Source organism: Monashia sp. HAY1-5C, from assembly GCF_056755255.1.
The window spans coordinates 1-25,619 of the sequence record NZ_JBPGXG010000019.1 but is presented as its reverse complement, the minus strand read 5'-3'; the positions used below and the strand labels follow the sequence as shown (position 1 = coordinate 25,619).

General features: G+C 73.4%; 21 protein-coding genes and 1 riboswitch. Of the genes, 16 read left to right on the top strand and 5 right to left on the bottom strand.

From position 1 onward, the window contains the following. Position 1 precedes the first annotated feature (1 nt). The 7 genes from ACR9ZK_RS04920 (at position 2) to ACR9ZK_RS04890 (ending at position 8,401) form a co-directional block, all read left to right on the top strand. Positions 2–706: a NeuD/PglB/VioB family sugar acetyltransferase gene (locus ACR9ZK_RS04920; RefSeq protein ID WP_481340763.1), complete on the top strand. Its 705-nt coding sequence runs from the start codon at positions 2–4 to the stop codon at positions 704–706. After that, positions 703–1,791 (top strand): N-acetylneuraminate synthase family protein, encoded by a 1,089-nt coding sequence (locus ACR9ZK_RS04915; protein ID WP_481340762.1) that lies wholly within the window; start codon positions 703–705, stop codon positions 1,789–1,791. The genes ACR9ZK_RS04920 and ACR9ZK_RS04915 overlap by 4 nt, the downstream gene beginning before the upstream one ends. A 1-nt stretch (position 1,792) precedes the next feature. After that, the gene (gene neuC, locus ACR9ZK_RS04910) at positions 1,793–3,016 is read left to right on the top strand and encodes a UDP-N-acetylglucosamine 2-epimerase (protein ID WP_481340761.1); all 1,224 of its coding nucleotides are present in this window, start codon (positions 1,793–1,795) and stop codon (positions 3,014–3,016) included. Further along, positions 3,013–4,068, top strand: a complete 1,056-nt coding sequence (locus ACR9ZK_RS04905) for a sugar phosphate nucleotidyltransferase (RefSeq protein WP_481340760.1) — start codon at positions 3,013–3,015, stop codon at positions 4,066–4,068. Before neuC ends, ACR9ZK_RS04905 begins: the two co-directional genes overlap by 4 nt. Positions 4,069–4,216: 148 nt before the next feature. Continuing rightward, positions 4,217–5,254, top strand: a complete 1,038-nt coding sequence (locus ACR9ZK_RS04900; RefSeq protein ID WP_481340759.1) for an SDR family NAD(P)-dependent oxidoreductase — start codon at positions 4,217–4,219, stop codon at positions 5,252–5,254. Continuing rightward, complete coding sequence (locus tag ACR9ZK_RS04895; RefSeq protein ID WP_481340758.1) at positions 5,251–6,447, top strand: DegT/DnrJ/EryC1/StrS family aminotransferase; 1,197 nt, start codon at positions 5,251–5,253, stop codon at positions 6,445–6,447. Before ACR9ZK_RS04900 ends, ACR9ZK_RS04895 begins: the two co-directional genes overlap by 4 nt. A 67-nt stretch (positions 6,448–6,514) precedes the next feature. Next, positions 6,515–8,401, top strand: coding sequence for a Na+/H+ antiporter (locus tag ACR9ZK_RS04890; protein WP_481340757.1), 1,887 nt, complete (start codon positions 6,515–6,517; stop codon positions 8,399–8,401). 22 nt (positions 8,402–8,423) lie between these two features. Here ACR9ZK_RS04890 and ACR9ZK_RS04885 read toward each other — a convergent pair whose 3' ends face one another. Both ACR9ZK_RS04885 and ACR9ZK_RS04880 read right to left on the bottom strand, forming a co-directional pair. Next, on the bottom strand, positions 8,424–9,467 hold the full coding sequence (locus ACR9ZK_RS04885) for an LD-carboxypeptidase (RefSeq protein ID WP_481340756.1): 1,044 nt from the start codon (positions 9,465–9,467) through the stop codon (positions 8,424–8,426). 54 nt (positions 9,468–9,521) lie between these two features. After that, a complete protein-coding gene (locus ACR9ZK_RS04880) occupies positions 9,522–10,868 on the bottom strand; it encodes a bifunctional o-acetylhomoserine/o-acetylserine sulfhydrylase (protein ID WP_481340781.1) in 1,347 nt (448 codons plus the stop codon). 55 nt (positions 10,869–10,923) lie between these two features. After that, a riboswitch (SAM riboswitch) is annotated at positions 10,924–11,042 on the bottom strand. A 204-nt stretch (positions 11,043–11,246) separates the two neighbouring features. Between ACR9ZK_RS04880 and ACR9ZK_RS04875 the strand changes: the two genes are divergently transcribed. Continuing rightward, positions 11,247–12,413, top strand: a complete 1,167-nt coding sequence (locus ACR9ZK_RS04875; protein WP_481340755.1) for an acyl-CoA dehydrogenase family protein — start codon at positions 11,247–11,249, stop codon at positions 12,411–12,413. A 13-nt stretch (positions 12,414–12,426) separates the two neighbouring features. On the opposite strand, the gene ACR9ZK_RS04870 is transcribed toward ACR9ZK_RS04875, so the two are convergent. Next, entirely contained in the window at positions 12,427–12,909 is a 483-nt protein-coding gene (locus ACR9ZK_RS04870) for a MarR family winged helix-turn-helix transcriptional regulator (protein ID WP_481340754.1), read from the bottom strand. 496 nt (positions 12,910–13,405) lie between these two features. Between ACR9ZK_RS04870 and ACR9ZK_RS04865 the strand changes: the two genes are divergently transcribed. From ACR9ZK_RS04865 to ACR9ZK_RS04830, 8 genes are all read left to right on the top strand, one after another. Further along, positions 13,406–14,386 (top strand): glycosyltransferase family 2 protein, encoded by a 981-nt coding sequence (locus ACR9ZK_RS04865; protein WP_481340753.1) that lies wholly within the window; start codon positions 13,406–13,408, stop codon positions 14,384–14,386. 39 nt (positions 14,387–14,425) lie between these two features. Further along, positions 14,426–15,631 (top strand): CDP-glycerol glycerophosphotransferase family protein, encoded by a 1,206-nt coding sequence (locus ACR9ZK_RS04860; RefSeq protein ID WP_481340752.1) that lies wholly within the window; start codon positions 14,426–14,428, stop codon positions 15,629–15,631. 133 nt (positions 15,632–15,764) lie between these two features. Beyond that, the gene (locus tag ACR9ZK_RS04855) at positions 15,765–16,565 is read left to right on the top strand and encodes an ABC transporter permease (RefSeq protein WP_481340751.1); all 801 of its coding nucleotides are present in this window, start codon (positions 15,765–15,767) and stop codon (positions 16,563–16,565) included. Further along, positions 16,565–17,314: an ABC transporter ATP-binding protein gene (locus tag ACR9ZK_RS04850; protein ID WP_481340750.1), complete on the top strand. Its 750-nt coding sequence runs from the start codon at positions 16,565–16,567 to the stop codon at positions 17,312–17,314. Before ACR9ZK_RS04855 ends, ACR9ZK_RS04850 begins: the two co-directional genes overlap by 1 nt. Next, entirely contained in the window at positions 17,311–19,233 is a 1,923-nt protein-coding gene (locus ACR9ZK_RS04845) for a DUF5941 domain-containing protein (protein WP_481340749.1), read from the top strand. The genes ACR9ZK_RS04850 and ACR9ZK_RS04845 overlap by 4 nt, the downstream gene beginning before the upstream one ends. Further along, the gene (locus tag ACR9ZK_RS04840; protein WP_481340748.1) at positions 19,230–20,042 is read left to right on the top strand and encodes a CDP-alcohol phosphatidyltransferase family protein; all 813 of its coding nucleotides are present in this window, start codon (positions 19,230–19,232) and stop codon (positions 20,040–20,042) included. The genes ACR9ZK_RS04845 and ACR9ZK_RS04840 overlap by 4 nt, the downstream gene beginning before the upstream one ends. A 9-nt stretch (positions 20,043–20,051) precedes the next feature. Further along, entirely contained in the window at positions 20,052–21,026 is a 975-nt protein-coding gene (locus ACR9ZK_RS04835; RefSeq protein ID WP_481340747.1) for a glycosyltransferase family protein, read from the top strand. A gap of 158 nt (positions 21,027–21,184) precedes the next feature. Next, entirely contained in the window at positions 21,185–21,586 is a 402-nt protein-coding gene (locus ACR9ZK_RS04830; protein WP_481340746.1) for an FAD synthase family protein, read from the top strand. Between the two features lie 33 nt (positions 21,587–21,619). On the opposite strand, the gene ACR9ZK_RS04825 is transcribed toward ACR9ZK_RS04830, so the two are convergent. Both ACR9ZK_RS04825 and ACR9ZK_RS04820 read right to left on the bottom strand, forming a co-directional pair. Continuing rightward, positions 21,620–24,706: a SpoIID/LytB domain-containing protein gene (locus tag ACR9ZK_RS04825; protein WP_481340745.1), complete on the bottom strand. Its 3,087-nt coding sequence runs from the start codon at positions 24,704–24,706 to the stop codon at positions 21,620–21,622. A gap of 219 nt (positions 24,707–24,925) precedes the next feature. Further along, a complete protein-coding gene (locus tag ACR9ZK_RS04820; RefSeq protein WP_481340744.1) occupies positions 24,926–25,555 on the bottom strand; it encodes a 3-oxoacid CoA-transferase subunit B in 630 nt (209 codons plus the stop codon). Positions 25,556–25,619: the final 64 nt, after the last annotated feature.

Here is a 25,619-nt window from a genome sequence, read left to right as displayed (position 1 = left end):
CGTGGCGGGCTGGGTCGTCCTCGGCGCCGGCGGGCACGCGCGTTCGGTCGTCGACGTCCTCGAGCGCGCCGGCCACCGGGTGGTCGCCGTCGCGGGCGACGCCGGTGGGCGGGCCTGGCACGTGGAGGCGCTGGAGACCGACGTCGACGCGCTCGACCGCGCGGCCGCGCACGCCCTCGACGTCGCGGTCGCGATCGGCAGCAACCCCGCGCGCACCCGGCTGCTGAGCCAGATCGCAGAGCGCGGCCTCGCGGCACCGGCCGTCGTGGCCGCCACCGCCACGGTCGCCCCGCACGCCCGGCTCGGCGCGGGCACCGTCGTCCTCGAGCACGCCCACGTGGGGCCCGCGGCGTCCCTCGGTACCGCGGTCGTCGTCAACACCGCGGCCGTGGTCGAGCACGACTGCACGGTCGGTGACGGCGTCCACGTCGCACCCGGCGCCGTGCTCCTCGGTGCCGCATCGGTGGGCGCCGGCTCGCTGGTCGGCAGCGGGGCCCGCGTCCTACCGGGCGTCCGTGTCGGGGCCGGCGTCACCGTCGGGGCGGGCGCCGTCGTCACCGAGGACGTGCCCGACGGCTCCACCGTCGTCGGCGTCCCCGCCCGTCGGGCCGCCGGAAGCGTGGCGGCCTCCCGAACCCCGTCTGACTTTCCGGACCCCCGCACCGCCCAGACACGCCAGCCCCGCCAGACCGGAGAACGCCCGTGACCACCGACCGGCTCGACCCGCACGCACCGGCCGGAGGTGCGCCGGGCGTCCGCGCCGTCGACCTCGCCGGCACGACCGTGCCGACGCCGGGAAAGGTCCACGTCATCGCCGAGGCGGGCGTCAACCACAACGGCGACCCTGACCTCGCCCACCGGCTCGTCGACATCGCCGCGGCCGCCGGCGCGGACGCCGTGAAGTTCCAGACCTTCTCGCCGGACAAGCTCGTCTCCTCGGCCGCCGCCACGACGCCGTACCAGCGCGACCGCGGCGGCAGCTCGGACCAGCGCAGCCTCCTCGAGGCACTGACGCTGCCGGGGTCCGTCTGGGCCGAGCTGCGCGACCACGCGCGCGAGGCCGGCACGACGTTCCTGTCCACCCCGTTCGACCTCGACAGCGCCGAGCTGCTCGTCGGCCTCGGGCTCACCGCGCTCAAGGTCAGCTCGGGCGAGCTGACGAACCTGCCGTACCTGCGCGAGCTCTCGCGACTCGGCGTGACCCTCCTCGTGTCGACGGGGATGGGCACCGGGGCGGAGGTGGCCGAGGCCGTCGAGGCGTGCGCCGACGCCCCCGGCCTGGTCCTGTTCCACTGCGTGTCGGCCTACCCGGCGCCCGTCGACGAGTGCAACCTGCGGGTCATCCCCGCGCTCGCGGCCCGGCACGGGGTGCCCGTCGGCTGGTCCGACCACACGCCGGGCCTGACCACCGCCCTGGGCGCGGTGGCGCTCGGCGCGCCGGTGCTCGAGAAGCACTTCACCGCCGACCGCTCGCTGCCGGGCCCCGACCACCTCGCGAGCCTCGAGCCCGACGCCCTGAGCGAGTACGTCCGCGAGACCAAGGCGCTGGCCCGGGCCCTGGGGGACGGCGTCAAGGTGCGCCAGCCCTCGGAGGAGGAGAACGCGACGCTCGTGCGCCGGTCGTGGCACGTGGCGTCCGACCTGCCCGCCGGGCACACCCTGACCGGCGCGGACCTGCGGCTGCTCCGGCCCGAGGGCGGGCTCCGCCCGGCCGTCGACGTGCGTGGACGCGTCCTCGTCCGTGGCGTCACGGCCGGCGCGCCGCTCACCGACGCCGACCTCGAGGCCTAACGTGCCGGCTCCCGGTGCGCACTGCGGCGACCGCACGACCGTCGCCGTCTTCGTCGGCACGCGTGCCGACCTCGGCCCGCTCTCGGCCGTGCTCGAGGCGCTCGCGGCGGCCGACGACGTCGAGCTGCACGTGCTGACCGGCGTGATGTACGCGCCCGACGACCTGGCCGCGGCGCTGCCGCCCGTGCTGGCTCCCGAGGAGTGGCGCTCCCGCGTCGAGCCGCTGGCCGAACCGATGACAGCGGTCACCGTGGGGACGCAGCTCGAGCAGGGCGCGGTGATCGCCCGGGCCGCCGGGGAGGTGCTCGGCCGGCTCGACGCCGACGCCCTCGTCGTGCTCGGGGACCGGTGGGAGCTGCTCTACGTCGTGCCGCCGGCCTTCCTGCTCGGCGTGCCGGTGGTCCACCTGCACGGTGGCGAGGTGACCGAGGGTGCCGTCGACGAACGGGTCCGGCACGCCGTCACCAAGCTCGCCGACCAGCACTGCGTCGCCTCGGAGGAGGCCGCCGCGCGCCTGCGGCAGATGGGCGAGCCGGCCGACCGGGTCCACGTCACCGGGGCCCCCGGCCTCGACCGGCTCGCGGCCGCCGAGCCGCTCGACGACGCGACGCTGGCGGCCCTCGTCGGCCTCGACGCGGTGACGCGTCCCTTCGCCCTGTTCACCTACCACCCGCCGACGGCCCAGCCCGGGGCCCCGGTGGACAGGTGGGCGCGCGAGGCCCTCGAGGCGACGCTCGCCGCGTCGGGCACCGTCGTGGCGACCCACCCCGGCATGGACGACGGGCGTGAGGCGATCATCGCCGCGCTCGAGCAGGTCGCGGCCCACGAGCCACGGCTGCGCGTCGTCGAGGCCCTCGGTCGGGACTACCCGCGGGTCCTCGCGTCGGCCGACGTCGTCGTCGGCAACTCCAGCTCGGGCGTCATCGAGGCGGCCAGCGTCGGGGTGCCGGCCGTCGACGTGGGGGAGCGGCAGCGGGGCCGGCTGCGGGGCGCCAACGTCGCCCACGCCGAGGAGGGACGCGTCCCCGTGGAGACCGCCGTGCGGGCGGCGCTGACCGCGGCGGCCCGCGCGACCACCAACCCGTACGGAGCGGGTGATGCCAGCGGGCGCATCCTCGCTATCGTTCGGGGAGCGGGCACCGCCCCGCGCGTCAAGCGCTTCGTCGACCTGCCCGTCCGCGACGGAGCCGCACCAGCGAGGCCGACGGGCGAGGAGGACCGGTGACCGCCCGAGACCTGCGCGCCGCGAGCGCGCCGACGACGGCGACGATCCGGGACGCCCTCGAGGTCGTCGACCGCAGCGCGACGCTCGTCTGCCTCCTCGTCGACGACGCCGGCCGCCTCGCCGGGCTGCTCACCGACGGCGACCTGCGGCGCGCCTTCCTCAAGGGGTCCAGCCTCGACGACCCGGCCCTGGAGCACGCGACGACGAGCCCGCAGGTCGTGGCCGCCGGCTCACCGCGGGCGCTCGTCCTCGACCTCATGCAGGCGCTGCGGATCTCCGCGGTGCCGGAGGTCGCCGACGACGGCACGCTCGTCGGGCTGCACACGCTGTCCGACGTCGTCGGGTCGGCACCGCTGCCCAACGTCGCCGTCGTCATGGCCGGAGGTCGTGGCACCCGTCTCGGCGACCTGACCCGCGACACCCCGAAGCCCCTCATGACCGTCGCCGGCCGCTCGATCCTCGAGTGGATCGTCCTCGGTCTCGTCGGCGACGGCATCCGCGACATCTACGTCAGCGTCAACTACCTCGCCGACCAGATCGAGGAGCACCTCGGCGACGGCTCGCGCCTCGGCTGCACGGTCCGCTACCTGCGCGAGGAGCCCGACCTGCCGCTCGGCACCGCAGGCTCCCTCACCCTGCTGCGCGAGCAGCGCCCCGACCTCGCACACCCGGTCGTCGTCATGAACGGCGACCTCATGGTCGACTACAGCGCGGGCCAGCTCCTCGAGGCGCACCTGCGCACCGGTGCCGCCGTCACGGTGGCCACCCGCACCTACCAGCACGAGGTGCCGTTCGGCGTCGTCGAGAGCGAGGGCGGGCGGGTCACCGGCCTGTCCGAGAAGCCGACCCTCAGCCTCGACATCAACGCCGCCGTCTACGCGGTCGAGCCGCGCGCGCTCGCGTGGCTGCCCGCCGGCCGGGCGAGCACGATGCCCGAGCTCGTCGAGACGTGCCTCGAGCGGGGCGAGCCGGTGACGGCCTGGCCGATCCAGTCCGAGTGGATCGACGTCGGCACGCCCGGTGACCTCGCCCGCGCGCAGGGCCAGGGCTGAGGGCGCCGGCCTCCGTCCGAGCCCGACGTCGACCCGACCAGGCCGACGACCGACGAGCACGACGACTGACCAGCACGACGACTGACCAGCACGACGACGAGCCACGAGCATGACGAGTACGACGAACCCACACGACGAGAAGGCAGCTGTGACAACGCAACCCACGCCCCAGCCGATGACCGGGTCGATCGCCGACAAGACCGTGCTCGTGACCGGCTCCGACGGCTTCATCGGCAGCAACGTCGTCGAGCGGCTCCTCGCCGACGGCGCGAAGGTGCGGGCCTTCTGCCTCTACAACTCCAACGGCTCGACCGGCTGGCTCGACGAGTCGGACACCTTCCGCCGCGCGGTGCGCGACGGCCGGGCCGAGGTCGTCCTCGGTGACATCCGCGACCCCGAGCACGTCATGGCCAGCGCCGAGGGCGTCGACGTCGTGCTGCACCTCGCCGCGCTCATCGCGATCCCGTTCTCGTACGTGGCGCCCCGCTCCTACGTCGAGACCAACGTCATCGGCACCCTCAACGTCCTCGAGGCCGTGCGCCGCCAGGGCGTGCCGCGGATGGTCAACACGTCGACGTCCGAGGTGTACGGCACGCCCGAGTCGGTGCCGATCACCGAGGAGCACCCGCTGCGCGGCCAGTCGCCGTACTCGGCGACGAAGATCTCGGCCGACAAGATGTGCGAGTCGTACGCGTTGTCGTTCGGCACGCCGGTCACAACGCTGCGGCCCTTCAACACCTTCGGCCCGCGCCAGTCCACACGCGCCGTCATCCCGACGGTCCTGTCGCAGCTGCTCGCCGGCGCGTCCGAGCTGCGGCTCGGCGACGTGACGCCCAGGCGCGACTTCACCTTCGTCAGCGACACCGCCGACGGCTTCGTGCGTGCCGCCCTCGCGGACGTCGAGCCGGGGACGACGATCCAGCTCGGCACCGGGCGCACCGTGTCGGTCGGCGACGTCGTCGAGCTGTGCAAGAAGGTCACCGGCAACGACGCCGACGTCGTCACCGAGAGCGACCGCATCCGCCCGGAGAACTCCGAGGTGCAGGTCCTCCTGTCGGACCCGTCGCGCGCCAACGCGGTCCTCGGCTGGGCGCCGACCGTGTCACTCGAGGAGGGCCTGGCCGCGACGGCAGAATGGCTGCGCCCGCGGGTCGACCCCGAGACGGCCGGGCGGTACCACCGGTGACGACGGGCGCAGCGAGGCCGCCGGCCGGGGAGGCGCACGCGCCGGGCTCGCGCGGGCCCGAGGGCACGATCCCGCTGGCCGTCCCCAACATCGGCGAGCTCGAGCGTCGGTACGTCCTCGAGGCGGTCGAGTCCGGGTTCGTCTCGTCCGTCGGACCGTTCGTCTCGGAGTTCGAGCACCGGTTCGCCGAGCGCGTCGGGGCCCGGCACGCCGTCGCCTGCGCAACGGGGACGGCCGCGATCCACGTCGGTCTGCTGCTGCTCGGCGTCGAGCGGGACGACGAGGTGTTCTGCTCCGACTTCACCTTCGTCGGGTCGGTCAACCCCATCGCCTACGTCGGGGCGCGCCCGGTGCTCGTCGACTCCGAGGCCCGCACGTGGAACCTCGACCCCGAGCTGGTCGCCGGCGAGCTGGACCGCCGGGCCGCCGAGGGTCGCCCGCTGCCGAAGGTCGTCGAGGTGGTGCACGTCCTCGGCCAGCCCGCCGACATGGAGCCCCTCGTCGACGCGTGCGCACGCCACGGCGTCGCGATCCTCGAGGACGCCGCCGAGTCGCTCGGCGCCACGTGGTCCGGCGGTCGGTACGCCGGGTCGCACACCGGCACCGTGGGGCGGGTCGGCTGCTTCTCCTTCAACGGCAACAAGATCGCCACGACCGGTGGCGGCGGGATGCTCGTCACCGACGACGACGAGCTCGCCGCGCGGGCCCGCCACCTGACCACCCAGGCCAAGGTTCCCGACGTCGGGTACCTGCACGACGAGGTCGGCTACAACTACCGGCTCACCAACCTGGCCGCGGGCCTGGGCCTGGCCCAGCTCGAGCGCCTCGACGAGTTCGTCGCGGCCAAGCACCGGATCGCGACGCGGTACGACGAGGCGTTCGCCGGCCTCCCGCTCGTCCTGCCGCCGCGCGTCGAGGGTCTCGACGCGACGTACTGGCTCTACTCGGTGCTCGTGCCCGAGGGTGACGGCCGCGGCCGGGACGAGCTGCTCGGACACCTCCACGCGCTCGGGGTCGGCGCCCGCGCGCTGTGGCGACCGCTGCACGCGCAGCCGCCGTTCGCGACGGCGCCGGTGCTCGGCGGCGGGGTCGGCTCGGGGCTCTTCGCCCGCGGCGTCTCGCTGCCCTGTGCCACCGAGCTGACCGAGGCCGACCAGGAGCGCGTCATCGAGGCGGTCCGCTCGTTCTTCTGAGCCCCCCGGGCCGCCCACGCGGCGGTCCGATGACGCGCAGGGGGCGGCATGTTGGCAGGATGGCCCGGTGGAGATCGCGACCGGGTTGCTGGCGATCGCCGCGACCGTCCTCGGCGGCGCGTGGCTGGCTGACCGTCTGCGCCTGCCCGCACCGCTCGTCCTCATGCTCGTCGGCATCGTCGGGTCCTACCTGCCCTTCGTGCCCCAGGTGGCCCTGACCCCCGAGGAGGTGCTCCTCGGCATCCTGCCGCCGTTGCTCTACGCGGCCGCCATCCAGACCTCGCTCGTCGACGTCCGCACGTACAAGGGCACGATCGTGTCGCTGTCGGTGGGGCTGGTGCTGTTCACCGCCCTCGCCGTCGCGGTGTTCCTGCACCAGCTGATCGGCCTCGGGTTCGCCGTGGCGTTCGCCATCGGTGCCGTCGTGGCCCCGCCCGACGCGGTCGCGGCCACGGCGGTCGGACGGCAGATCGGGCTGCCGCGGCGGCTCGTGACGATCCTCGAGGGCGAGTCGCTCGTCAACGACGCGACGGCGCTCGTCGCGCTGAGCACGGCGCTCACCGCGGCCGGTCTCGCGACGGGCGACCGGGCGCAGACCCTGACCTTCGGCGGTGTCGTCGGACAGTTCCTCTGGGCCTCGGTCGGTGGTGCGGCGATCGGCTTCGTGGTGTCGCTGGTCGTCCTCGTCCTGCGCAAGCGGTTCTCGACCGAGGCCGCCTTCGACACCGTCCTGTCGTTCATGGTGCCCTTCGCCGCCTACGTCCCCGCCGAGGAGCTGCACGCGTCGGGGGTCATCGCCGTCGTCACCGCCGGCATCGTCCTCGGTCACCGGTCGCCGCGGTCGCAGACCGGCGCGTCACGGCTGTCCGAGCGGATCAACTGGGGGTCCATCCAGTTCCTCCTCGAGAACGCCGTGTTCCTCCTCATCGGCCTGCAGGTCTCGTACGTGGTCGAGAAGGTGCGCGCGTCGTCGCTGTCGTGGGGCACCATCGCGCTCGCGGCCTTCGGCACGCTCGTCGTCGTCCTGCTCGCCCGGCCGGTCTGGGTGTTCCCGTTCCGGTGGTTCAAGTCCAGCGTGCTCCGCCTCGAGGCGCCGTCGCCGTGGTCGCACTCGGCGGTGCTGTCGTGGGCCGGCATGCGTGGCGTCGTGACGCTCGCGGCCGCGCTGCTCCTCCCGGACCAGACGCCGCACCGCGACGTCCTCGTCCTCGTCGCCGTCGTCGTCACGGTGGGGACGCTGATCGTCCAGGGCACGACGCTGCCGCGCCTCGCGCGTCGGCTCGGGGTGCGCGGCCCCGACCCGCGTGAGGACGCCCTCCAGGCCGCGACCGTGCTCCAGGCCGCGACGCGGGCCGGGCTGGAGGCCCTCGACGCGATGCCCGACGTCGACGACGCGACGCGGACGACGCTGCGGGACCGCGCCGACGACCGGCTCAACCAGATGTGGGAGCGCCTCGGTCCGAGGGGCGCCGACGTCGACGAGACGCCGAGCGAGCGCTACGTCCGTGCCCGCATGACGATGCTGCAGGCCGAGCGCGGCGAGGTGCTGCGGCTGCGTGACGAGGGTCGGGCCGACCAGACCGTGCTCCGCGTCGTCCTCGGGGCCCTCGACCTCGAGGAGACGATGCTGGACCGCATCGACGACCAGCAGGAACGAATGGCAGAGAGCGAGATGTTGCCCGTGGAGACCCTCGAGAGCCCGTGCGAGCACCTGGAGGACACCGACTCGTGCGCCGAGCCGCGCACGCCCGAGGGCTGCGAGGAGTGCCTCCGCGCCGGCACGACGTGGGTGCACCTGCGCCTGTGCCTCCAGTGCGGTCACGTCGGCTGCTGCGACTCCTCGGAGTTCAAGCACGCGACGGCGCACTTCCACGACGTCGGACACCCGGTCATCCGCTCCATCGAGCCGGGTGAGACGTGGCGCTGGTGCTACCTCGACGAGGTCGTCGGCTAGCCACCCGCGGAGTCGCGCGTCGTCAGTCGAGTCGCTGCACGACCGTGTGCGTGCCGGCTGCCGGGTCGTGCTCGACGGACGTCGTGGCGCCCTGCACGAGCGCGAGGAACGGCGCGACGTGCCCGCACTCGACGTCGGCCAGGATCGGCACGCCGAGCATGCCGAGGGCGTCGCTGACGGCGTCGTGCTGGGTGAACCCGCCCGGCTCCGGGGCGTTGGTGCGTGACACGAGGATGCCGGTGGCCGCGTCGAAGAAGCCGCGCAACCGCATGGCGTGAAGGGCGCGGCAGACGTCGTACGAGGGCCACTCGGCGATGTCGAGCAGGACGACGAGGCCCTCCGGGGCGTGCCGTGCGGCAAAGGTGCTCGTGTCGCCGTAGGTGCTGCCGGCGAGGAAGCTGATCGTCTCGACGCAGCCACCGACGAGCCGCCCCGAGAAGCCCGCGGGCTCACCCTCGTGCCCCGGGTCGATGCGGGTCCACGTACCGCGTCCGTCGAGGGTCATCCGCGAGACCGTCGGGTCGGCGGCGTAGTCGTCCCAGCCGCCGGAGCGGAACCGCCCGGGGGAGCGCTGCACCAGCTCTTCGCCGGCTGAGGCCGACGCGACGTCGACCCAGTGCAGGATGCCGTCGGGCAGGACGTACGGGGTGTCCATGAGGTTCTGCCCGTGGATCGTGGCCAGGCCGGTGGTGAGGGTGAGCGGGGTCAGCCACGTCGAGGTGTCGGAGAAGCCGACGCACCACGTCGGCTCGGCGGACGAGACGGCGTCCAGGTCGAGCAGGTCGAGCAGGTCGATGCCGGTCTCACCACCCCAGGGCGGCACCACGGCCCTGATCGTGGGGTCGGTGAGCATCGACATGAGCTCGGCCGCGCGTGCCTCACGCGGCCCGCTGACGTGACTCGGTGCGTGGTTGAGCTCGCCCACCACCACGTCGAACCCGCGGTCGCGCAGGCACCGGACGGCATGGGTGAACCGACCCCACAGGCGGTCCTGGACGCCCGAGCTCGGCGAGGTGACACCGACCCGGTCGCCGGGACGCAGGGGAGCGGGGTAGCGGATCGGCATGGCCGACATGCTGCCAGCCGTGCCGACCCGCCACACCCCGGCTTCCGCCGGTGCTCAGGGCTTCGCGGCCGCGAAACCCTGCTCGAGGTCGGCGAGGATGTCGTCGATGTGCTCGATGCCCACGGCGAGGCGAACGAGACCCGGCGTGACGCCCGCCGCGAGGCGGTCCTCCTCGGGGCCCTGCGAATGGGTCGTCGAGGCGGGGTGGATGACCAGGGACCGCACGTCGCCGATGTTCGCGACGTGGCTGTGCAGGGTCAGCGCCTCGACGAACCTCTTGCCGGCATCGAGACCACCGGCGATCTCGAACGAGAGCACCGCGCCCGCGCCACGGGGCGCGTACTTCTGCGCCGTGGCGTGGGAGGGGCTGTCCGGCAGCGACGCCCACACGACCCGCTCCACCTGGGGGTGACCCTGCAGGTAGGCAGCGACCCTGGTGGCGTTCGCGAGGTGGCGCTCGATGCGCAGCGACAGCGTCTCGAGGCCCTGGGCGATGAGGAACGCGTTGAACGGTGCCGCGGCCGGCCCGAGGTCCCGCAGCAGCTGCACACGCGCCTTGAGGATGTAGGCGAGGTTGGCCCCGAGCGGGCTGCCGACGCCGAGGTCCCGGGCGAAGACGAGGCCGTGGTAGCTCTCCTCGGGGGTGTTGTAGTTCGGGAACCGCTCCGGGTCGGCGCCGTAGTCGAACCGGCCCGCGTCGACGATGACGCCGGCGATGGACGTGCCGTGACCGCCGAGGTACTTCGTCGCGGAGTGGACGACGACGTCGGCGCCCCACTCGATCGGGCGGATGACGTACGGGGTCGCGATGGTGTTGTCCACGACGAGGGGGACGCCGTGCTCGTGCGCGACCGCCGCGACCGCCTCGATGTCGAGCACCTCGGCCTTCGGGTTGGCGATCGTCTCGCCGAAGAACGCCTTCGTGTTCGGCCGCACGGCGGCACGCCACGCGTCGACCGAGCTGGGGTCCTCGACGAAGCTCACCTCGATGCCGAGCTTGCGGAAGGTGAACCTCAGCAGGTTGACGGTGCCGCCGTAGAGGCTCGGCGAGGCGACGATGTGGTCACCGGCCTCGGCGATGTTGAGCAGGGCCAGGGTGGTGGCCGACTGTCCCGAGGCGACGAGGAGGGCCCCGACACCGCCCTCGAGTGCGGCGATGCGTTGCTCCACGACATCCGTCGTCGGGTTCATGATCCGCGTGTAGATGTTGCCGAACTCCTTGAGCCCGAACAGGTTCGCCGCGTGGTCGGTGTCGTCGAAGACGTAGCTCGTCGTCTGGTAGATCGGCAGGGCGCGCGCACCGGTCGCACTGTCGGCGCTCTGTCCGGCATGGATCTGCTTGGTCTCGAAGGACCAGTTCGGCTCGGTCATCGTGGTCTGCTCTTCCTGGTTCGGGTCGATGACCGGTCGTCGTCCCGACGGCCCGGCGCACCGACGGCTCGGTGCGGGGAGAGGGTCTCCGCGCTTGCCCGCGCCGGTTGTCGACGTCGGGCCAGGTCCTCACCCGGGGCACCCCGCCGCGGTTGGGAGGGTTGCCGGCCAGCGAGCCGGGGCTTGGCGCTGGCGCTCATGACCTGCCCGCAGTGTAGACAGCGGCGTCCGAGGAGTGGGAGCCGGTGTCCGAGGGGTGGCGGCCACCTCACGCGGAAGCCGCGCCGTGGCGCGGTACTGGCGGCGTCGGGGCCGCTTCCGCGTCGGATAAGTGCGCCGTGGCGCGGTACTCGTGGCGTCGATCACGAGGACGTCCTACTAATCCGAACCCGTGAGTAGGATCGGGCCGTGAGCACGAACGCCGACTTCGACCTGTACCGCACCAGCGAGGACCATGAGGCGCTGCGGGAGGCCGTACGCGCCGTGGCCGAGGACAAGATCGCGCCCTTCGCGGCGGCGGTCGACGCGGAGGCCCGCTACCCGCAGGAGGCGCACGACGCCCTCGTGGCCTCGGACTTCTTCGCCCCCCACGTGCCGGAGGAGTACGACGGCGTCGGCGCCGACGCGCTCGCGACGTGCATCGTCATCGAGGAGGTCGCCCGCGTCGACGCGTCCGCCTCGCTCATCCCCGCCGTCAACAAGCTCGGCTCACTCCCGCTCATCCTCGACGGAAGCGACGAGCTCAAGGGACGCTACCTCCCGCCCCTGGCCCAGGGCCGGACGACGTTCTCGTACGGGCTCTCCGAGCGCGAGGCCGGCTCGGACACGGCGTCCATGAAGTGCCGCGCCCGGCAGGACGGCGACGGCTGGGTGCTCAACGGCCAGAAGTCGTGGATCACGAATGCCGGTGTGTCCGAGTACTACACGGTCCTCGCCGTCACCGACCCCGACGGTCCCCGGGGTGGCAACGTCACGGCCTTCGTCGTCGAGAAGTCCGACCCGGGGTTCACCTTCGGCGAGAAGGAGCGCAAGCTCGGCATCAAGGGCAGCCCGACCCGCGAGCTGCACTTCGACGACGTCCGGATCCCCGGTGACCGCGTCGTCGGCCAGGTCGGTGACGGCCTCAAGATCGCGCTGCGCACCCTCGACCACACGCGCGTCACCATCGGCGCGCAGGCCGTCGGCATCGCCCAGGGGGCGCTCGACGTCGCGCTGGCCTACGTCAAGGACCGCAAGCAGTTCGGCAAGCACATCGCCGACTTCCAGGGGATCCAGTTCATGCTGGCCGACATGGCGATGGAGCTCGAGGCCGCGCGCCAGATGGTCTACGTCGCGGCGGCCAAGTCCGAACGCGGTGACAAGGACCTCTCGTTCTTCGGGGCAGCGGCCAAGTGCTACGCGTCGGACGTCGCGATGAAGGTGACGACCGACGCCGTGCAGCTGCTCGGGGGAGCCGGCTACACCCAGGACTTCCCGCTCGAGCGGATGATGCGCGACGCCAAGATCACCCAGATCTACGAGGGCACCAACCAGGTCCAGCGCATCGTCATGGCACGCCAGCTGCTCAAGGGCTGACCGGCGACGAGGCTCAGTGCCGGCGCCGGTTCCCGCGGGTGCTCGAGCTGGAGGCGTGGATGTCGGCCGCGACGCCCCGCAGCGCCTCGGTGATGGTCGTGAGGACCTCCGTGACATGCGGCAGGCTCGCCGGGTCGAGCGTGTCGAAGGTGTGCGGCACCCAGTCGTGCACCTGCCCGAGCCGGCGTAGGTCGGCCTCGGGGATGCGCACCGTGCTCCGACGCCGGTCGGCCGGGTCGGCCACCCGCTCGACGAGGTGGCGGCGTTCGAGCCGGTCGACGAGCGTGGTCGTCGAGCTCGTCGTGAGTCCCAGGGCCTGGGACAGCTCGGTCTGGCCCATCGACCCGCGGGCCAGCAGGTAGCTGATGGCGCGGCTCTCGTTGACGGTGAGGTCGAGGTGCTCGGCCGCGGCGAGGCGGTAGCGCTCGCCGGCGAGGATGAGCTCGCGCAGGGCGGCGGTCGCCGCAGCCCGGTCGGCGGCACGGGTGGGGGTCATGGTCCCAAACCTACCGAGTCGCGGATCGGCGGCGGAGCAGGCCGACCGCCACGTGACGCGATGGTCGAACTGCTTGATGATCGCGCGACCCGGCCGTATGGTGGTCGTGCACCGCCGGGGGCGGCGCGGCCGTTCGCGGCTGCGACGCCCTTGGACACGAGGTCAAACAGCGTGCCCGTGTCCGCGGCGCTGCGTCGTCACCGGGGGTCCGAGTGGCGGGCGCCGCCGCCCCTCCCCGGAGGCGGCGCCCCACTCCCCGCGAGCGCCGCGAGCACGCTCGAGTGCGAAGGCCCGCTCCCGCGGCGGCACCGGGCCCGGTCGGGTCGTGGTGGGCCCGGGAGGCCCGGCGGCCGGCGCGTCCTCGTGGCTCGGGCGCCCCGCGGTCGACTCCCGACCCTCCAGTAGGCTGGTCGCCGCTCGCGCCCCGGGCAGCGGGCGGTACACGGGACCCGCGACCGGGCCCCGGGACGACGAGCAGAGGACGAGGAACACCAGCGTGGACGCGTCGACGCAGCTGACCCCGCCGGTCAGCGTCATCATGCCGCTGCTCAACGAGGAGCGGCACCTGCGCGACGCCGTCGCGATGATCCTCACCCAGGACTACGCCGGCCCCATCGAGGTCGTCCTCGCACTCGGCCCGTCGACCGACGGCACGGACGCGGTCGCCGAGGCGCTGGCCGCGGAGGACCCGCGGGTCCGTCTCGTGCGCAACCCGAGCGGGCGCACCCCGGACGGCCTCAACGCCGCGATCGGTGCGTCGACCGGCGCGGTGATCGTGCGCGTCGACGGGCACGCCGAGATCCCCGACGACTACGTCTCGCGCGCCGTCCGCGAGCTGCACCGGGTCGGCGCCGACAACGTCGGCGGCGTCATGGACGCGCGCGGCACCACGGACTTCGAGCGCGCGGTCGCGTGCGCGATGCGCAGCCCCCTCGGCGTCGGTGCGTCCCGCTTCCACACCGGCGGCGAGGCCGGCGAGGCCGACACCGTGTACCTCGGTGTCTTCCGCCGCGAGGCGCTCGAGCGCGTCGGCGGCTACGACCCGCACTTCTCCCGGGCGCAGGACTGGGAGATGAACCACCGCATCCGCGAGACCGGCGGACGGGTGTGGTTCACCCCCGAGCTCAAGGTCACCTACCGGCCGCGGGCGTCCGTGAGCGCCCTCGCGAGGCAGTACTTCCACTACGGACGCTGGCGCCGTGTCGTCGCCCGCTACCACGAGGGCACCATCAACCCGCGCTACCTCGCGCCGCCGACGATGGTCGGGGTCACGACGGTCGCAACCGTCCTCGGCTTATTCTGGCACCCGGCCTGGGCCGTGCCCGCCGCCTACGTCGCCGGCGTCACCGCGGGCGGCCTCGCCATCTCCGGCGGCGAGTCGGCCCGCACGCGGGCGAGCCTGCCGGTCGTGCTCGCGACGATGCACTGGGCGTGGGGCATAGGGTTCCTCACGAGCCCGCGGCGCCTGACGCGCTGAACCCGCCCGACACCGCTGCCACGAAGGACACCGACACCGATGGACAACGCCAAGCAGGCGGCCACTCTCGTCCGGGACGCCGTCCGGCGACAGCTCGCCAAGCGACGCCTTGCGCGCCGCCTCGCCCGTGAGGGGCTGCAGCCGGGCAGCGAGGCCCCGTTCCGCTGCGCCGTGTACTTCTCCGACGAGCCGGTCAACCTCTACCAGATCCGCCAGTGGTACGCGCCGCTGCAGGAGCTGGCGCGCACCGAGCCGGTCGTCGTCATCTCGCGGATGCCCGAGACGACCATCCTGCTCCTCGACGAGTGTCCCCTCCCGGTCCTGCACGCCCCGCGGGTCACCGACATCGAGGCGTTCATGGCCGGGCACGAGATCGGCCTGGTCCTCTACGTCAACCAGAACGTCCGCAACTTCCAGATGCTGCGCTTCGCGACGCCGGCGCACGTCTTCGTCAGCCACGGCGAGAGCGACAAGTCCTACATGGCGAGCAACCAGCTCAAGGCCTACGACCGCGTCTTCATCGCGGGCCAGGCGGCTGCCGAGCGGCTCACCGGAGCCCTGGTCGAGTTCGACGTGGCCGCACGCGCCGTCGAGATCGGCCGCCCCCAGAACGACACCACCTATCCGTCCCCGCACCTGCCGGCCGACGGGCGCACCACCGTGCTCTACGCGCCGACGTGGGAGGGCGACCGCCCGAGCATGGCCTACGGCTCCATCGACACCCACGGCGAGGCGATCCTCACCGCGCTGCTCGCCGACGCGCGCTTCCGCGTCGTCTACCGGCCGCACCCGCGCTCCGGCGCCTTCCAGCGCTCCTACGGGGCGGCGTCCGCCCGGCTCTCGGCCCTCGTCGAGCAGGCCAACGCCGCGGACCCCACCGCCCACCACCTCGTCGACACCCACACGGCGTTCGGCTGGCACCTGGCCGCCCTCGACGCCTGCATCACCGACGTGTCGGCGGTAGCCCTCGACTGGCTCGCCACCGGCAAGCCGCTCGTCCTGACGCGGCCCAGCGCACCCACCGCCGAGGTCGAACCGACCCGGCTGAACGAGAGCGTCCCGCTCGTCGACGCGTCCGAGGCCGCCGGCATCGTCAAGATCCTCGACGCGGCGTTCGCCGAGCCGGGGGAGGCGCGGGCCGACGTCGTGCGCCACTACTTCGGCGACACGTCGCCGGGCGCCGCGACGGCCCGGTTCGTCGCCGCCGCGACCGAGCTGATCGAGTCGCGGCTGGCCCGCACCTGACAGCGACCCCCGGCGGGCACCCCTAGACTGCGGCGAGAGCCGGACGGGTGCCCCGTCGCCGCGGAGGCCCCATGACGGTGCCCGCATCCCGACGAACGGCCCGAACCCACGAAGGAGAAGGTGGTCTGCGCGCATGATCGGCGTGTCCCAGTTCCGCGGCCTCATGGCCAACCGGCAGGTGCTGCGCACCCTGGTCGAACGTGACCTGCGCGTCCGCTACGCCGGCAGCTGGCTCGGGTGGCTGTGGACCATCCTGGACCCGCTGCTCATGGCGCTCGTCTACTTCGTCGTCTTCACGCTCATCTTCCAGGCGCGCCGGACCGGCAACCAGCCCTTCTTCCTGCACCTGGTCACCGGTCTGTTCCTCTGGCAGTGGTTCGCCCAGAACATGTCGGAGACCTCGCGCGCCCTGCTGGCCGAGTCACGGCTCGTCCGGTCGGCCAACCTGCCGCGCGAGCTGTGGGTGGTGCGCGTCGTGCTTGCCAAGGGCATCGAGTTCATCCTCAGCCTGCCGGTCATCGTGGCCTTCACGATCTTCTACATGATCACCGGGCAGACCCACCTGCACTGGACGATCATCCTGGCGCCGATCTCGTTCCTGCTGACCTTCCTGCTGTCGGTGGGCATCGGCATGATCCTCGCCCCGATCACCGTCCTCGTCAGCGACATGGCCCGCGTCGTGCGCATCGCACTGCGTCTCGGCTTCTACGCGACCCCCGTGCTCTACAGCGCCGACATGGCCCCGAAGACCCTGCGCGACGTGCTGGCGATCAACCCGATGAGCGGGGTCCTCGAGCTGTTCCGGTCCGGCTTCTTCCGGGGCGAGATGAACGTCCTGTCCGTCGCCTCGGCCTGCGTGCTGACCGTCGTGCTCCTGCTCGTCGGCGCCTACGTCTTCAAGCGCATGGAGCCGGCCGTGCTGAAGGAGATCTGATGGCCAAGCCGGTGATCGAGGTCCGCGACCTCGGGATCGAGTTCTACCGCTCCCGCAAGCGGCGCATGTCGCTGCGCGAGCTCGTCTTCAAGGGCCAGACCGGCGCGACGAACGAGACGTTCTGGGCGCTGCGCGACATCTCGTTCGACGTCGCCAAGGGCGAGGCCGTCGGCCTCGTCGGCGGCAACGGCTCGGGCAAGAGCACGCTGCTGCGGATGATCGCCGGCGTCATGCTCCCCGACTCCGGCTACGCCCGGGTCCGCGGCGGCGTCGCCCCGCTCATCGAGCTGACCGGTGGGTTCCTCGGCGAGCTGACCGCCCGCGAGAACGTCTACCTCGCGGCGGGCCTGCACGGCCTGACGAAGCGCCAGATCGACGAGCGCTACGAGGAGATCGTCGACTTCGCCGGCCCGCAGGTCCAGGCGGGCATGGACATGCCCTTCCGCCACTTCTCGTCCGGGATGCAGGTGCGCATCGCCTTCGCGCTCATCACGACGCTCGACCAGCCGGTCGTCCTCGTCGACGAGGTCCTGGCCGTCGGTGACCGCGCCTTCCGTGAGAAGTGCTACGAGCGCATGGAGAACATGCTCTCCGGCGGCAAGACGCTCTTCCTCGTCTCCCACAGCGAGCACGACCTCAAGCGCTTCGCCGAGCGCGGCCTCTACCTGCAGGCGGGCGAGCTCGTCGGCGACGGTCCCATCGACGAGGTCCTCGAGCAGTACAACGCCGACGCGGACGCCGGCACGTGAGGCTCGACGAGCGCCCCCTCGTCGGCGACGCTCGTGCCCGTCTCGTGGTCGGCCGCTCGGCCGGTGCCGACACCCTCGTCCTCGGGCCCGACCCGGCGTCCGACCTCGTCGAGACGCTGACCGAGCTCGGACTGTCCGTGCGACGCCCGGAGGTCCCGGCACACGACGTGCCGGCCGTGCTGGCGGCGGTCGCCGCGGTGGCCGCCGCGTCCGACACGGTGCCGCTCGTCCTCGCCGCCGCCGACCTGAGGGTCAGCCCCGTCGCTCTCCTCGACGTGCTGGACTCGCCGCGCGACGCGACGCTGGTGCCCGTCGTCGACGCCCCGGTCACCGACCTGCGCGACCCGGAGACCGGGTCCGCCGGTGCCCGTACCTCCGACCCGGGGTCGAGCGCCGGTGCCCTCGCCCAGGGTGGCTTCGCACCGGTGCGGGTCGACCGGCACACCCGCCTCGTGGTGTCGGCCGGATCGGTGGGGCACGTCGTGACGGCCCCGACCTCGTACGCCGCAGGGCTGCTCCGGGTCGCTGCCGCGGACCGGGCCGCCGTCGCGGAGGTCCTGGCCGCCGCGGCCGCGAGCGCCTCGGCGCGGCACGTCGGCGCCTCGGCCCTGGACCTCGTCGTCGTCGCGCTCGTGCGCGCGGCCGTCGTGCCCGTCGTTACGGTGCCGCTCGCCCACGTCACGGTCGAGCGGGGGCCCGCGCTGCGGCGGGGCGCGCCCGGCTCGGCCTGGCAGCAGCGCCTGCGGGCTGCCTCGCGCGGCAACGACGGCGTGTTCTCGACGCACGCGATCCGGCCCCTCTCGCGCCGCCTCACCGCGCTCGGCCTGCGCCACGGATGGTCCCCGAACGTCGTCACGGCGGTCAGCCTCGGGCTCGGCCTCGCCGCCTGCGCCCTCACGGCCGTCGACTCGTGGTGGACCTGGCTGCTCGCGGCGGTGCTGCTGCAGGCCTCGCTCGTCGTCGACTGCGTCGACGGCGAGATCGCCCGGTTCACGCGGCGCTACAGCGCGTTCGGGGGCTGGCTCGATGCCGTGAGCGACCGCGTCAAGGAGTTCACGATGGTGGCCGCCGTCGCCTGGGTGGCGGCCCGCCGCGGCGAGGACCTCTGGTGGCTCGCCGTCCTGGTGCTGGCGCTCCTGGCGGTGCGCCACGTCGAGGACCACGCCTACTCGACCCGGCAGCGCGCGTCCGCCTCCGAGCCGCGCGCCCCCCACCCGCTCGACGACCCCCGCGACGGCGGCCCGGAGCGGGCACCGACGACGGTGCCCGCGCCGCCGACCGGACGGGCGCGGGTGGTGCGCGACGTCAAGCAGGTGCTGCACCTGCCGATCGCCGAGCGCTACCTCGTCATGTCGCTCGGCCTGCTGCTCCACCGGCCGGCCCTGCTGCTGTGGGCGCTCGGCGTGGCGTCCGCCATCGCGCTCGCGTGGACGCAGGCCGGACGGCTCCTGCGGGCGCTGACCCGCACCGACGGCTTCCGTGCCGACCGCCCGGACCGCACCCTCAGGCACCTGTGCGACCTCGCCGTGCTCCCGCGACCCCGGGGCCGAGGCCGGCTCGCCTGGCAGGTGCCCGCGCTGCTCGTCGCGGTCGAGACGTCGGCCCTGCTGCTCGCGGCCGGAGCGGACCCCGCCTCACGGGCCGCCGCCTACGCCTGGCTGGCCGTCGTCTGCTGGCACCTCTACGACAACGTCTACCGGCTCCGCGAGACCGGCGCGAGCAGCACGGTCGCCCTCGTGCGGGTCACGCTCGGCGTCGAGGGACGCGTCGTGCTCCTCGGGCTGCTCGGAGGGCTGAGCGGCCATCCGGCCCCGTACCTGCTCACCGGGGCGGTCGTGCTCGCCGTCCTCTTCGGCGCCGAGTCCGTTCGGGCCTGGCGTCGACACCTCGGCGGCACACGGCAGGATGGAGCCTCATGACCCTGGCCCACGACCCGACCGACGACCGGCCGACGACCGAGCAGCTCAAGGCCGTCGCGCAGCCGCCGGAACACATCGCGCGGTACAACGCCGAGCACTGGGCCGGCGCCCTCTACATCCGCCACCTGTCGATCCACGTCACGCGGTGGCTGCTGCCCACCCACATCACGCCCAACGGCGTCACGTGGCTCATGATCGTCACCGGCGTCGTGGGCGCCTTCGCGATCCCGTTCGGTGGGGTCGTCGGTCCCGTCGTGGCCGTCCTCGCGATGCAGCTGCAGATCCTCCTCGACTGCTCCGACGGCGAGGTGGCCCGCTGGCGGCAGCGCTTCTCGCCCGCGGGGATCTACCTCGACCGCATCGGCCACTACGTCACCGAGGCCTCCATCCCGGTGGCGATCGGACTGCGCGCCGACGGATGGGGACTCGCGCACCCCGGTGACGTCGGCGGCTGGACCGTGCTCGGCCTGCTCGTCGCGGTCGGCGTGCTGCTCAACAAGGCGTTCACCGACCTCGTCCACGTCGCCCGGGCGAAGACGGGCCGCCCGCCGCTCGAGGACGTCGCGACGACGGCCCGCCCCAAGGCATCCGGCATGGCGGCGCTGCGGCGCGCCTTCGACTACGTGCCGGTGTTCCGCGCCTTCGTGGCCGTCGAGGCCTCGCTGCTGGCCCTCGCGGCCGCCGTCGTCGACGCCGTCCACGGCGACCTCATGGGCACCCAGGTGCTCGTCGTCGTCATGGTGCCGCTCGTCGTCCTCACAGCCGGCGGCCACCTGCTCGGCGTCCTGTCCAGCTCCCGGCTCGACTGAGGCCCAGGCATGTCCGCAGCCCGCCCCGTCTTCCAGTGGGCCCAGGAGCACGGCGAGGTCGGCGGCGTGCGCACGAGCCACCACCAGCTGACCGCGTCGCTGCGCGCCGAGGGCGTCGAGGTCGTCTACGTCGACACCGGGTCGGCTCCCCGGGCGCTGCGCGCCGTGCCCGGGCTGCGCCGACGCGGGCTGCACCTGCTGCACCTGACGCGGCTGTGGCGGGCGATGCTCCTCGCCCCCTGCTTCGCGCTCCTGCGCGGACGCACCGTCCTCGTCCTGCACTCGGGCTCGACGAGCGGCCAGGTGGCGCGCCTGCCGGGCTGGCGACGCCGGGCGCTCGTCGTCGCGCTGCACGCCTACGACGAGATCTGGGCCGTCAACGACGAGATCGGCGCGATCCTGCCCGAGCGGCTGCGCTCGCGCGTCACCGTCGTCACGCCATTCGACGCCTCGGCGGCGCCCGTGCCGAGCCCGTTCCCCCGTGAGCCGCACGCCCTCGCCCTCGCCACCAACGCCGGGCTGCCGCACTACAACGCCACGCTCGGCATCGAGGCAGTCGAGCTCGTCCGCCGGACCTGGCCCGACGCGACCCTCACGGTCCTCGCCTACGGCAACGACACCGAGGCCGTGCAGGACCTCCGGCACCGAGCCGGGGGGAGCGCGTGGCTCACCGTCGCGTTCGACAGCCCGTCCGCGGAGGTCAGCGCCGTCCTCTCGCGCGTCGGCACGTTCCTGCGGCCGACGAGCTGGGACGGCGACTCGGTCATCGTCCGGGAGGCCCTGGCGGCGGGGGCCCGGGTCGTGGCGAGCGACACCGCGCCGCGGCCGGCCGGCGTCGTGCTCGCGGCTCTCACGGCGGCGGACCTCGCCCGAGCCGTCCTCGAGGGCGGGCCGGTCAGCGACGGGTCCGGGCTGGCACAGACGACGCTCGCCCAGGCCGCGCACGCGGCGCTGGCGGCCCTGGAGACCCTCTCGCGGCGCTGACCCGCCTCCTCCCGGCCGGGGCGGTCCCGTCGTTTCGGCGTGGCCGGGGCAGGGCTAGTAGCCTCGCACCGACGCGGACGGCCGCCACGGGCTGCCGACCGCGTCGCCCCGGGCGGGTCGCCGAACGACCGCCCGGGTCGAGCCGCCAGAGGAGCACCGTGAGCAACCGGACCGTCATCACCTTCGGGACCTTCGACGTCTTCCACGTCGGACACGTGCGGGTGCTCCAGCGCGCTGCCGCCCTCGGTGACCGCCTCGTCGTCGGGGTGTCGGCCGACGCGCTCAACATCGCCAAGAAGGGCCGCCCTCCGGTGTTCACGCAGGACGAGCGCATCGAGATCGTCTCGGCCCTGCGCGTCGTCGACGAGGTGTTCGTCGAGGAGTCGCTCGAGCTCAAGCGCGACTACATCCTCACCCACGGCGCCGACGTCCTCGTCATGGGCGACGACTGGACGGGCAAGTTCGACTGGGTCGGCGACGTCTGCGAGGTGGTCTACCTACCACGCACGCCGTCGGTGTCGACGACCGGCCTCATCGAGCACATCGCCGGTCTCGGCTGACCCGAGGAGGCCCGCCCCGCTTCGCGACCGGCGTCACTGCCCCCAGGTCAGCGTCGACGAGGACGAGCCGGCCGGCAGGGGAGTGGTCAGCCGGGCCTCGCCGAGGACCCGGTAGACGAGCAGCGCACCGTCGCTCTTGCGCCGGGTCAGGAGGTCGTCGCGGCCGTCGCCGGTGAGGTCGCCGATGCCCCGCACGGCGCTCATCGCGGTCCAGCCCGACGAGCCGATGACGCGTGCCGGCTTGAACCCGCCGGTGCCGTTGCCGCCGTAGAGGACGAGCGCACCGTCCGAGGCGCGGACCGCGACGAGGTCACGCAGGCCGTCGCCGTCGAACTCCCCGGAGGTCACCTGGCTCAGGCCATTCCAGCCGGTGCCGACCGTCGGGCTCGAGGTGATGGCCCCGGTGCCGTCGCCCGTGCGGAGGATGAGCCGGCCGTCGCTCATGCGGGTGGCGAAGTCGGTGTACCCGTCGCCGTTCCAGTCGCCCGTCGGCACGATCATCGTCACGGCGCCCCACCCCCGGGCGAGGACGACCCGCCCGGCGTTGAGGCCGCTCGAGCCGAGTCCCGGGTAGAGCCAGGCGGTGCCGGCGGAGTCGATGGCGACGACGTCACCGAGGTTGTCGTTGCCGAAGGGTCCGACGGCTGTGGCGGCGCGCATGCCGGAGAACCCGCCGTAGAGGATCTGCCGGACGGTGAAGGACATCGAGCCGGTGTAGGACAGCGTCTTGAGCGCCGACCCCGACGGGATGATGACGTCGCCGAGGCCGTCGCCGGTGACGTCACGCGGCGAGTAGGCGGCCGAGCGGGGCGCCGGTGAGGACACCGTCCACCACGTGCTGCGCAGGCCGAGCGCCGATCGGAAGGCGTCGGCGCTGACCGCCACCGAGCCGGCCGAGCCGGTGAGCGTGACCGTCCCGACGCGACCGCCGAAGGTGCCGGTGCCGCCACCACCCGTTCGGGTCCCGACGGCGATGCTGCGCAGCGTGCCGACCACCGGGTAGCGGGCCTCGATCGCGGCGGCCGTCAGCGTCGTGTCCCAGGAGTTGGGGTTGGCCGCCGAGGTGACGGCCCCGTCGTACGGGTCGGACTGGGCGAGGAGGTAGGGCGCGCTGCCGCGCACCGTCCGGCCACCGTTCGACGAGGAGTACTGGGTGAAGGCGGGCTTGCCGCCGTAGCCGAGGACGACGCCGGCCGTCGCCCCGACCGCGGCGGAGGCGCGGCCGTCCTCGTTGCGCCTCGTCAGCACACCCGTGGCGGAGTAGTCGGCCACCCCGCGGTAGGCCTGGCAGGTCGTGTCGCACGTGTCGTAGGCGCGGCTGCCGGCCGTCGACCGGCCGTAGGCGGCGTAGGTGCGCGCGGCGACGGCCTGCGACGCGAGGGCAGCCGCGGGCCAGCTGGCCGGCATCTCGTTGGGGACGACCCCGAGCAGGTAGGACTCGGTCGGCACGACGTTGACCGGGTAGGCGCGGCCCGAGACCGGCACGACGCGCACGGTCCCGCGGAACTCCCGCTGCGAGCCGCTCGGCAGGACGAGGCGGACGGTCCCGGCCGACGGTCGGCTCAGGGTGAGGGGCACGCTCGACCGGGTCCAGCCGCTCACGGCGTTCCACCGGGCGTTGTAGTACGCCTGGAGCGACACGCCGGTGCCCTCGGGGACGACCCGCCAGCGCAGCGACGTCGAAAGGGCCGAGCTCTTCGAGCCGTTGGAGACCCACGCCCCGCTCTGGGTGACGAGCTCGGTGGACCCGGTGCCGACACTCTGGAGCAGCACGCGAAGGGACGGGTTGCCCTGCGAGGTGCGGGTCGTGCCCGGGTAGTAGAAGCCGAGGGTCTGCTGCCACGTGAGTCCGCGCGTCGCCGCGCCGTAGGCGCCCCACTGGGACAGGCCGATGCCGTGGCCGTAGCCGCGGCCGGTCAGGGTGAACGAGCCCGTCGCCGGACGCGCGTACGTCTCCGACACGGTCGTCGGCTTCTGGACGGACCACTGCCCGGCTCGCCAGATCGAGCCGGCGCCGCTGCGGATCGAGGCCACCTGCGGGTAGGCCTGGTCGCCGGGGCAGTCCGTCAGGCTGAGGTCGCGATGGCCGATGAGCCGGGGCTTGGTGACCCGGACGCCGGCCGCGTAGCGCGTGCCCCCGGCGGAGGTCAGCACCACGGACGTCGACGGGTCGAAGAGGGAGCGGTCGCCCTCCCAGGCGGCCACGCGCGTCACCATGGACTTGGCGGCCGAGCTCATCGGCGTCGACGTGAAGTCGCCGATGACCGAGATGCCGGTGGTCTCGGCGTTGAAGCCCCCGGCCTGCGCGCCCATGACGAAGGCGGCCGTGCTGCCCTTGCGGCCCTCGTACGCGCGGCCGAAGCGGTCGACGAGGATCTGGTAGCCCAGGTCGCACCAGCCGCGGCTCTGGACGTGGAAGGCGTACATCGAGCGCAGCAGCGCGGGCACCTGGTCGGCCGTGTACGTGTTGGAGTTGACGGTGTGGTGCACGACGACCGCCTTGAAGCCGCTGAGCCGCTCGCCGTCGCACGTCCGGATGCTCTCGTCGGCGCCCCACTCGGCGCGGCTGATGATCGTCGGACGGGTGACGGCCGCGACGGCCGAGCCGGCGGGCGGGTCGATCGACGCGTCGGCGGGGGAGTCGCCACCGTCGACGAGGCTCGCGCGCAGCCCGCTGGGCACCGAGCCGTCGGGCGTCGTGACCCGGATGTCGGCGGCGTCGGAGTCGGCCGCGGCGAGCGGGGCCGTGCCGGGCCGCGCGTGCCGCGCGTCGGCCGAGCCGGGGTCGGGCGCGTCGTCCTCCTCCAGGTCGAGGGAGACCCAGTCGCTCCAGCCCGACGCGTCGTGCGTGCGCACCTCGACGCGCGTGCCGGTGGGCGGCGTCCGGTCGAAGGTGACGCCGGCGACGTCGAAGTCCACGCCGGCGACGTGGGTCGCCGCGACGACCCTGCCCGGACTGCCGGCTCGGGCGGCGGGGCGCGCGCCGGCGACGGCCGGGACGGCGACCTCGTGGACCGTGGGGGCGACCGGCCGGGGCTTGGCCCCGGAGGACATCGTGGGGGCGACGACGAACGTGGCGGTCAGCACGGTCACGGCGACGGTGGTGGGGACGAGGCGCATCGCAGGACTCCTGGCAGGAACGGGCAGCACACCCATTGAGTCCCAATTGTCCCAACCACCACAGTGCGTCACGAATGATCGTTATCATCCCGTGACCGCTGGATCGTCCCGGTTTGGTAGGGCTGGCCGAGCCCGCCGACCCCGCCGGATGCGCACCCGGCGGCGCGGACCCCCAGGGTGCCGCGCCGCCGGTTCGACGGGGTGTCGGGGAGTTTGCCCTCAGCCGTGCGTCGGGGCCGGCTGGAGGTCGACCGTCAGCTCGGGCTCGGTCCTGTCCCGCACCTCCTCCTCCGTGACACCGGGGGCCAGCTCGCGCAGCACGAGGCCGGCGTCGGTGACGTCGAGGACCGCGAGGTCGGTGATGATCCGCTGGACGACGCCGCGGCCGGTGTAGGGCAGCGAGCAGTCCTTGACGATCTTGTACGAGCCGTCCCTGGCCGTGTGCTCCATGAGCACGATGACCTTCTTGGCTCCGTGGACGAGGTCCATCGCACCGCCCATCCCCTTGACCATCTTGCCGGGGATCATCCAGTTCGCGATGTCGCCGCCCTCGCTGACCTGCATCGCGCCGAGGATCGCGGCATCGACCTTGCCGCCACGGATCATGCCGAAGCTCGTCGCCGAGTCGAAGAACGCCGCCCCCTTGCGCAGGGTGACGGTCTCCTTGCCCGCGTTGATGAGGTCGGGGTCCTCCTCGCCGTCGAGCGGGTAGGCACCGACGCCGAGGATGCCGTTCTCGGACTGCAGGACGATCTCGACGTCGTCGGGCACGTAGTTGGGCACGAGCGTCGGCAGGCCGATGCCGAGGTTGACGTACGCGCCGTCGGCCAGCTCCTGTCTCTTATACACATCTCCGAGCCCACGAGACGGAGCTACATCTAGTGTGGCGTTTTCTTCTTTAAGAAAGGGGGGG

What these genes read in the sequence shown, in the direction of transcription:
- ACR9ZK_RS04885 (WP_481340756.1), bottom strand. Translation starts at nt 9,467, where the DNA reads ATGCCGATCCGCTACCCCGCTCCCCTGCGTCCCGGCGACCGGGTCGGT.
- ACR9ZK_RS04870 (WP_481340754.1), bottom strand. Translation starts at nt 12,909, where the DNA reads ATGACCCCCACCCGTGCCGCCGACCGGGCTGCGGCGACCGCCGCCCTG.
- ACR9ZK_RS04860 (WP_481340752.1), top strand. Translation starts at nt 14,426, where the DNA reads ATGGACAACGCCAAGCAGGCGGCCACTCTCGTCCGGGACGCCGTCCGG.
- ACR9ZK_RS04855 (WP_481340751.1), top strand. Translation starts at nt 15,765, where the DNA reads ATGATCGGCGTGTCCCAGTTCCGCGGCCTCATGGCCAACCGGCAGGTG.
- ACR9ZK_RS04850 (WP_481340750.1), top strand. Translation starts at nt 16,565, where the DNA reads ATGGCCAAGCCGGTGATCGAGGTCCGCGACCTCGGGATCGAGTTCTAC.
- ACR9ZK_RS04840 (WP_481340748.1), top strand. Translation starts at nt 19,230, where the DNA reads ATGACCCTGGCCCACGACCCGACCGACGACCGGCCGACGACCGAGCAG.
- ACR9ZK_RS04835 (WP_481340747.1), top strand. Translation starts at nt 20,052, where the DNA reads ATGTCCGCAGCCCGCCCCGTCTTCCAGTGGGCCCAGGAGCACGGCGAG.
- ACR9ZK_RS04825 (WP_481340745.1), bottom strand. Translation starts at nt 24,706, where the DNA reads ATGCGCCTCGTCCCCACCACCGTCGCCGTGACCGTGCTGACCGCCACG.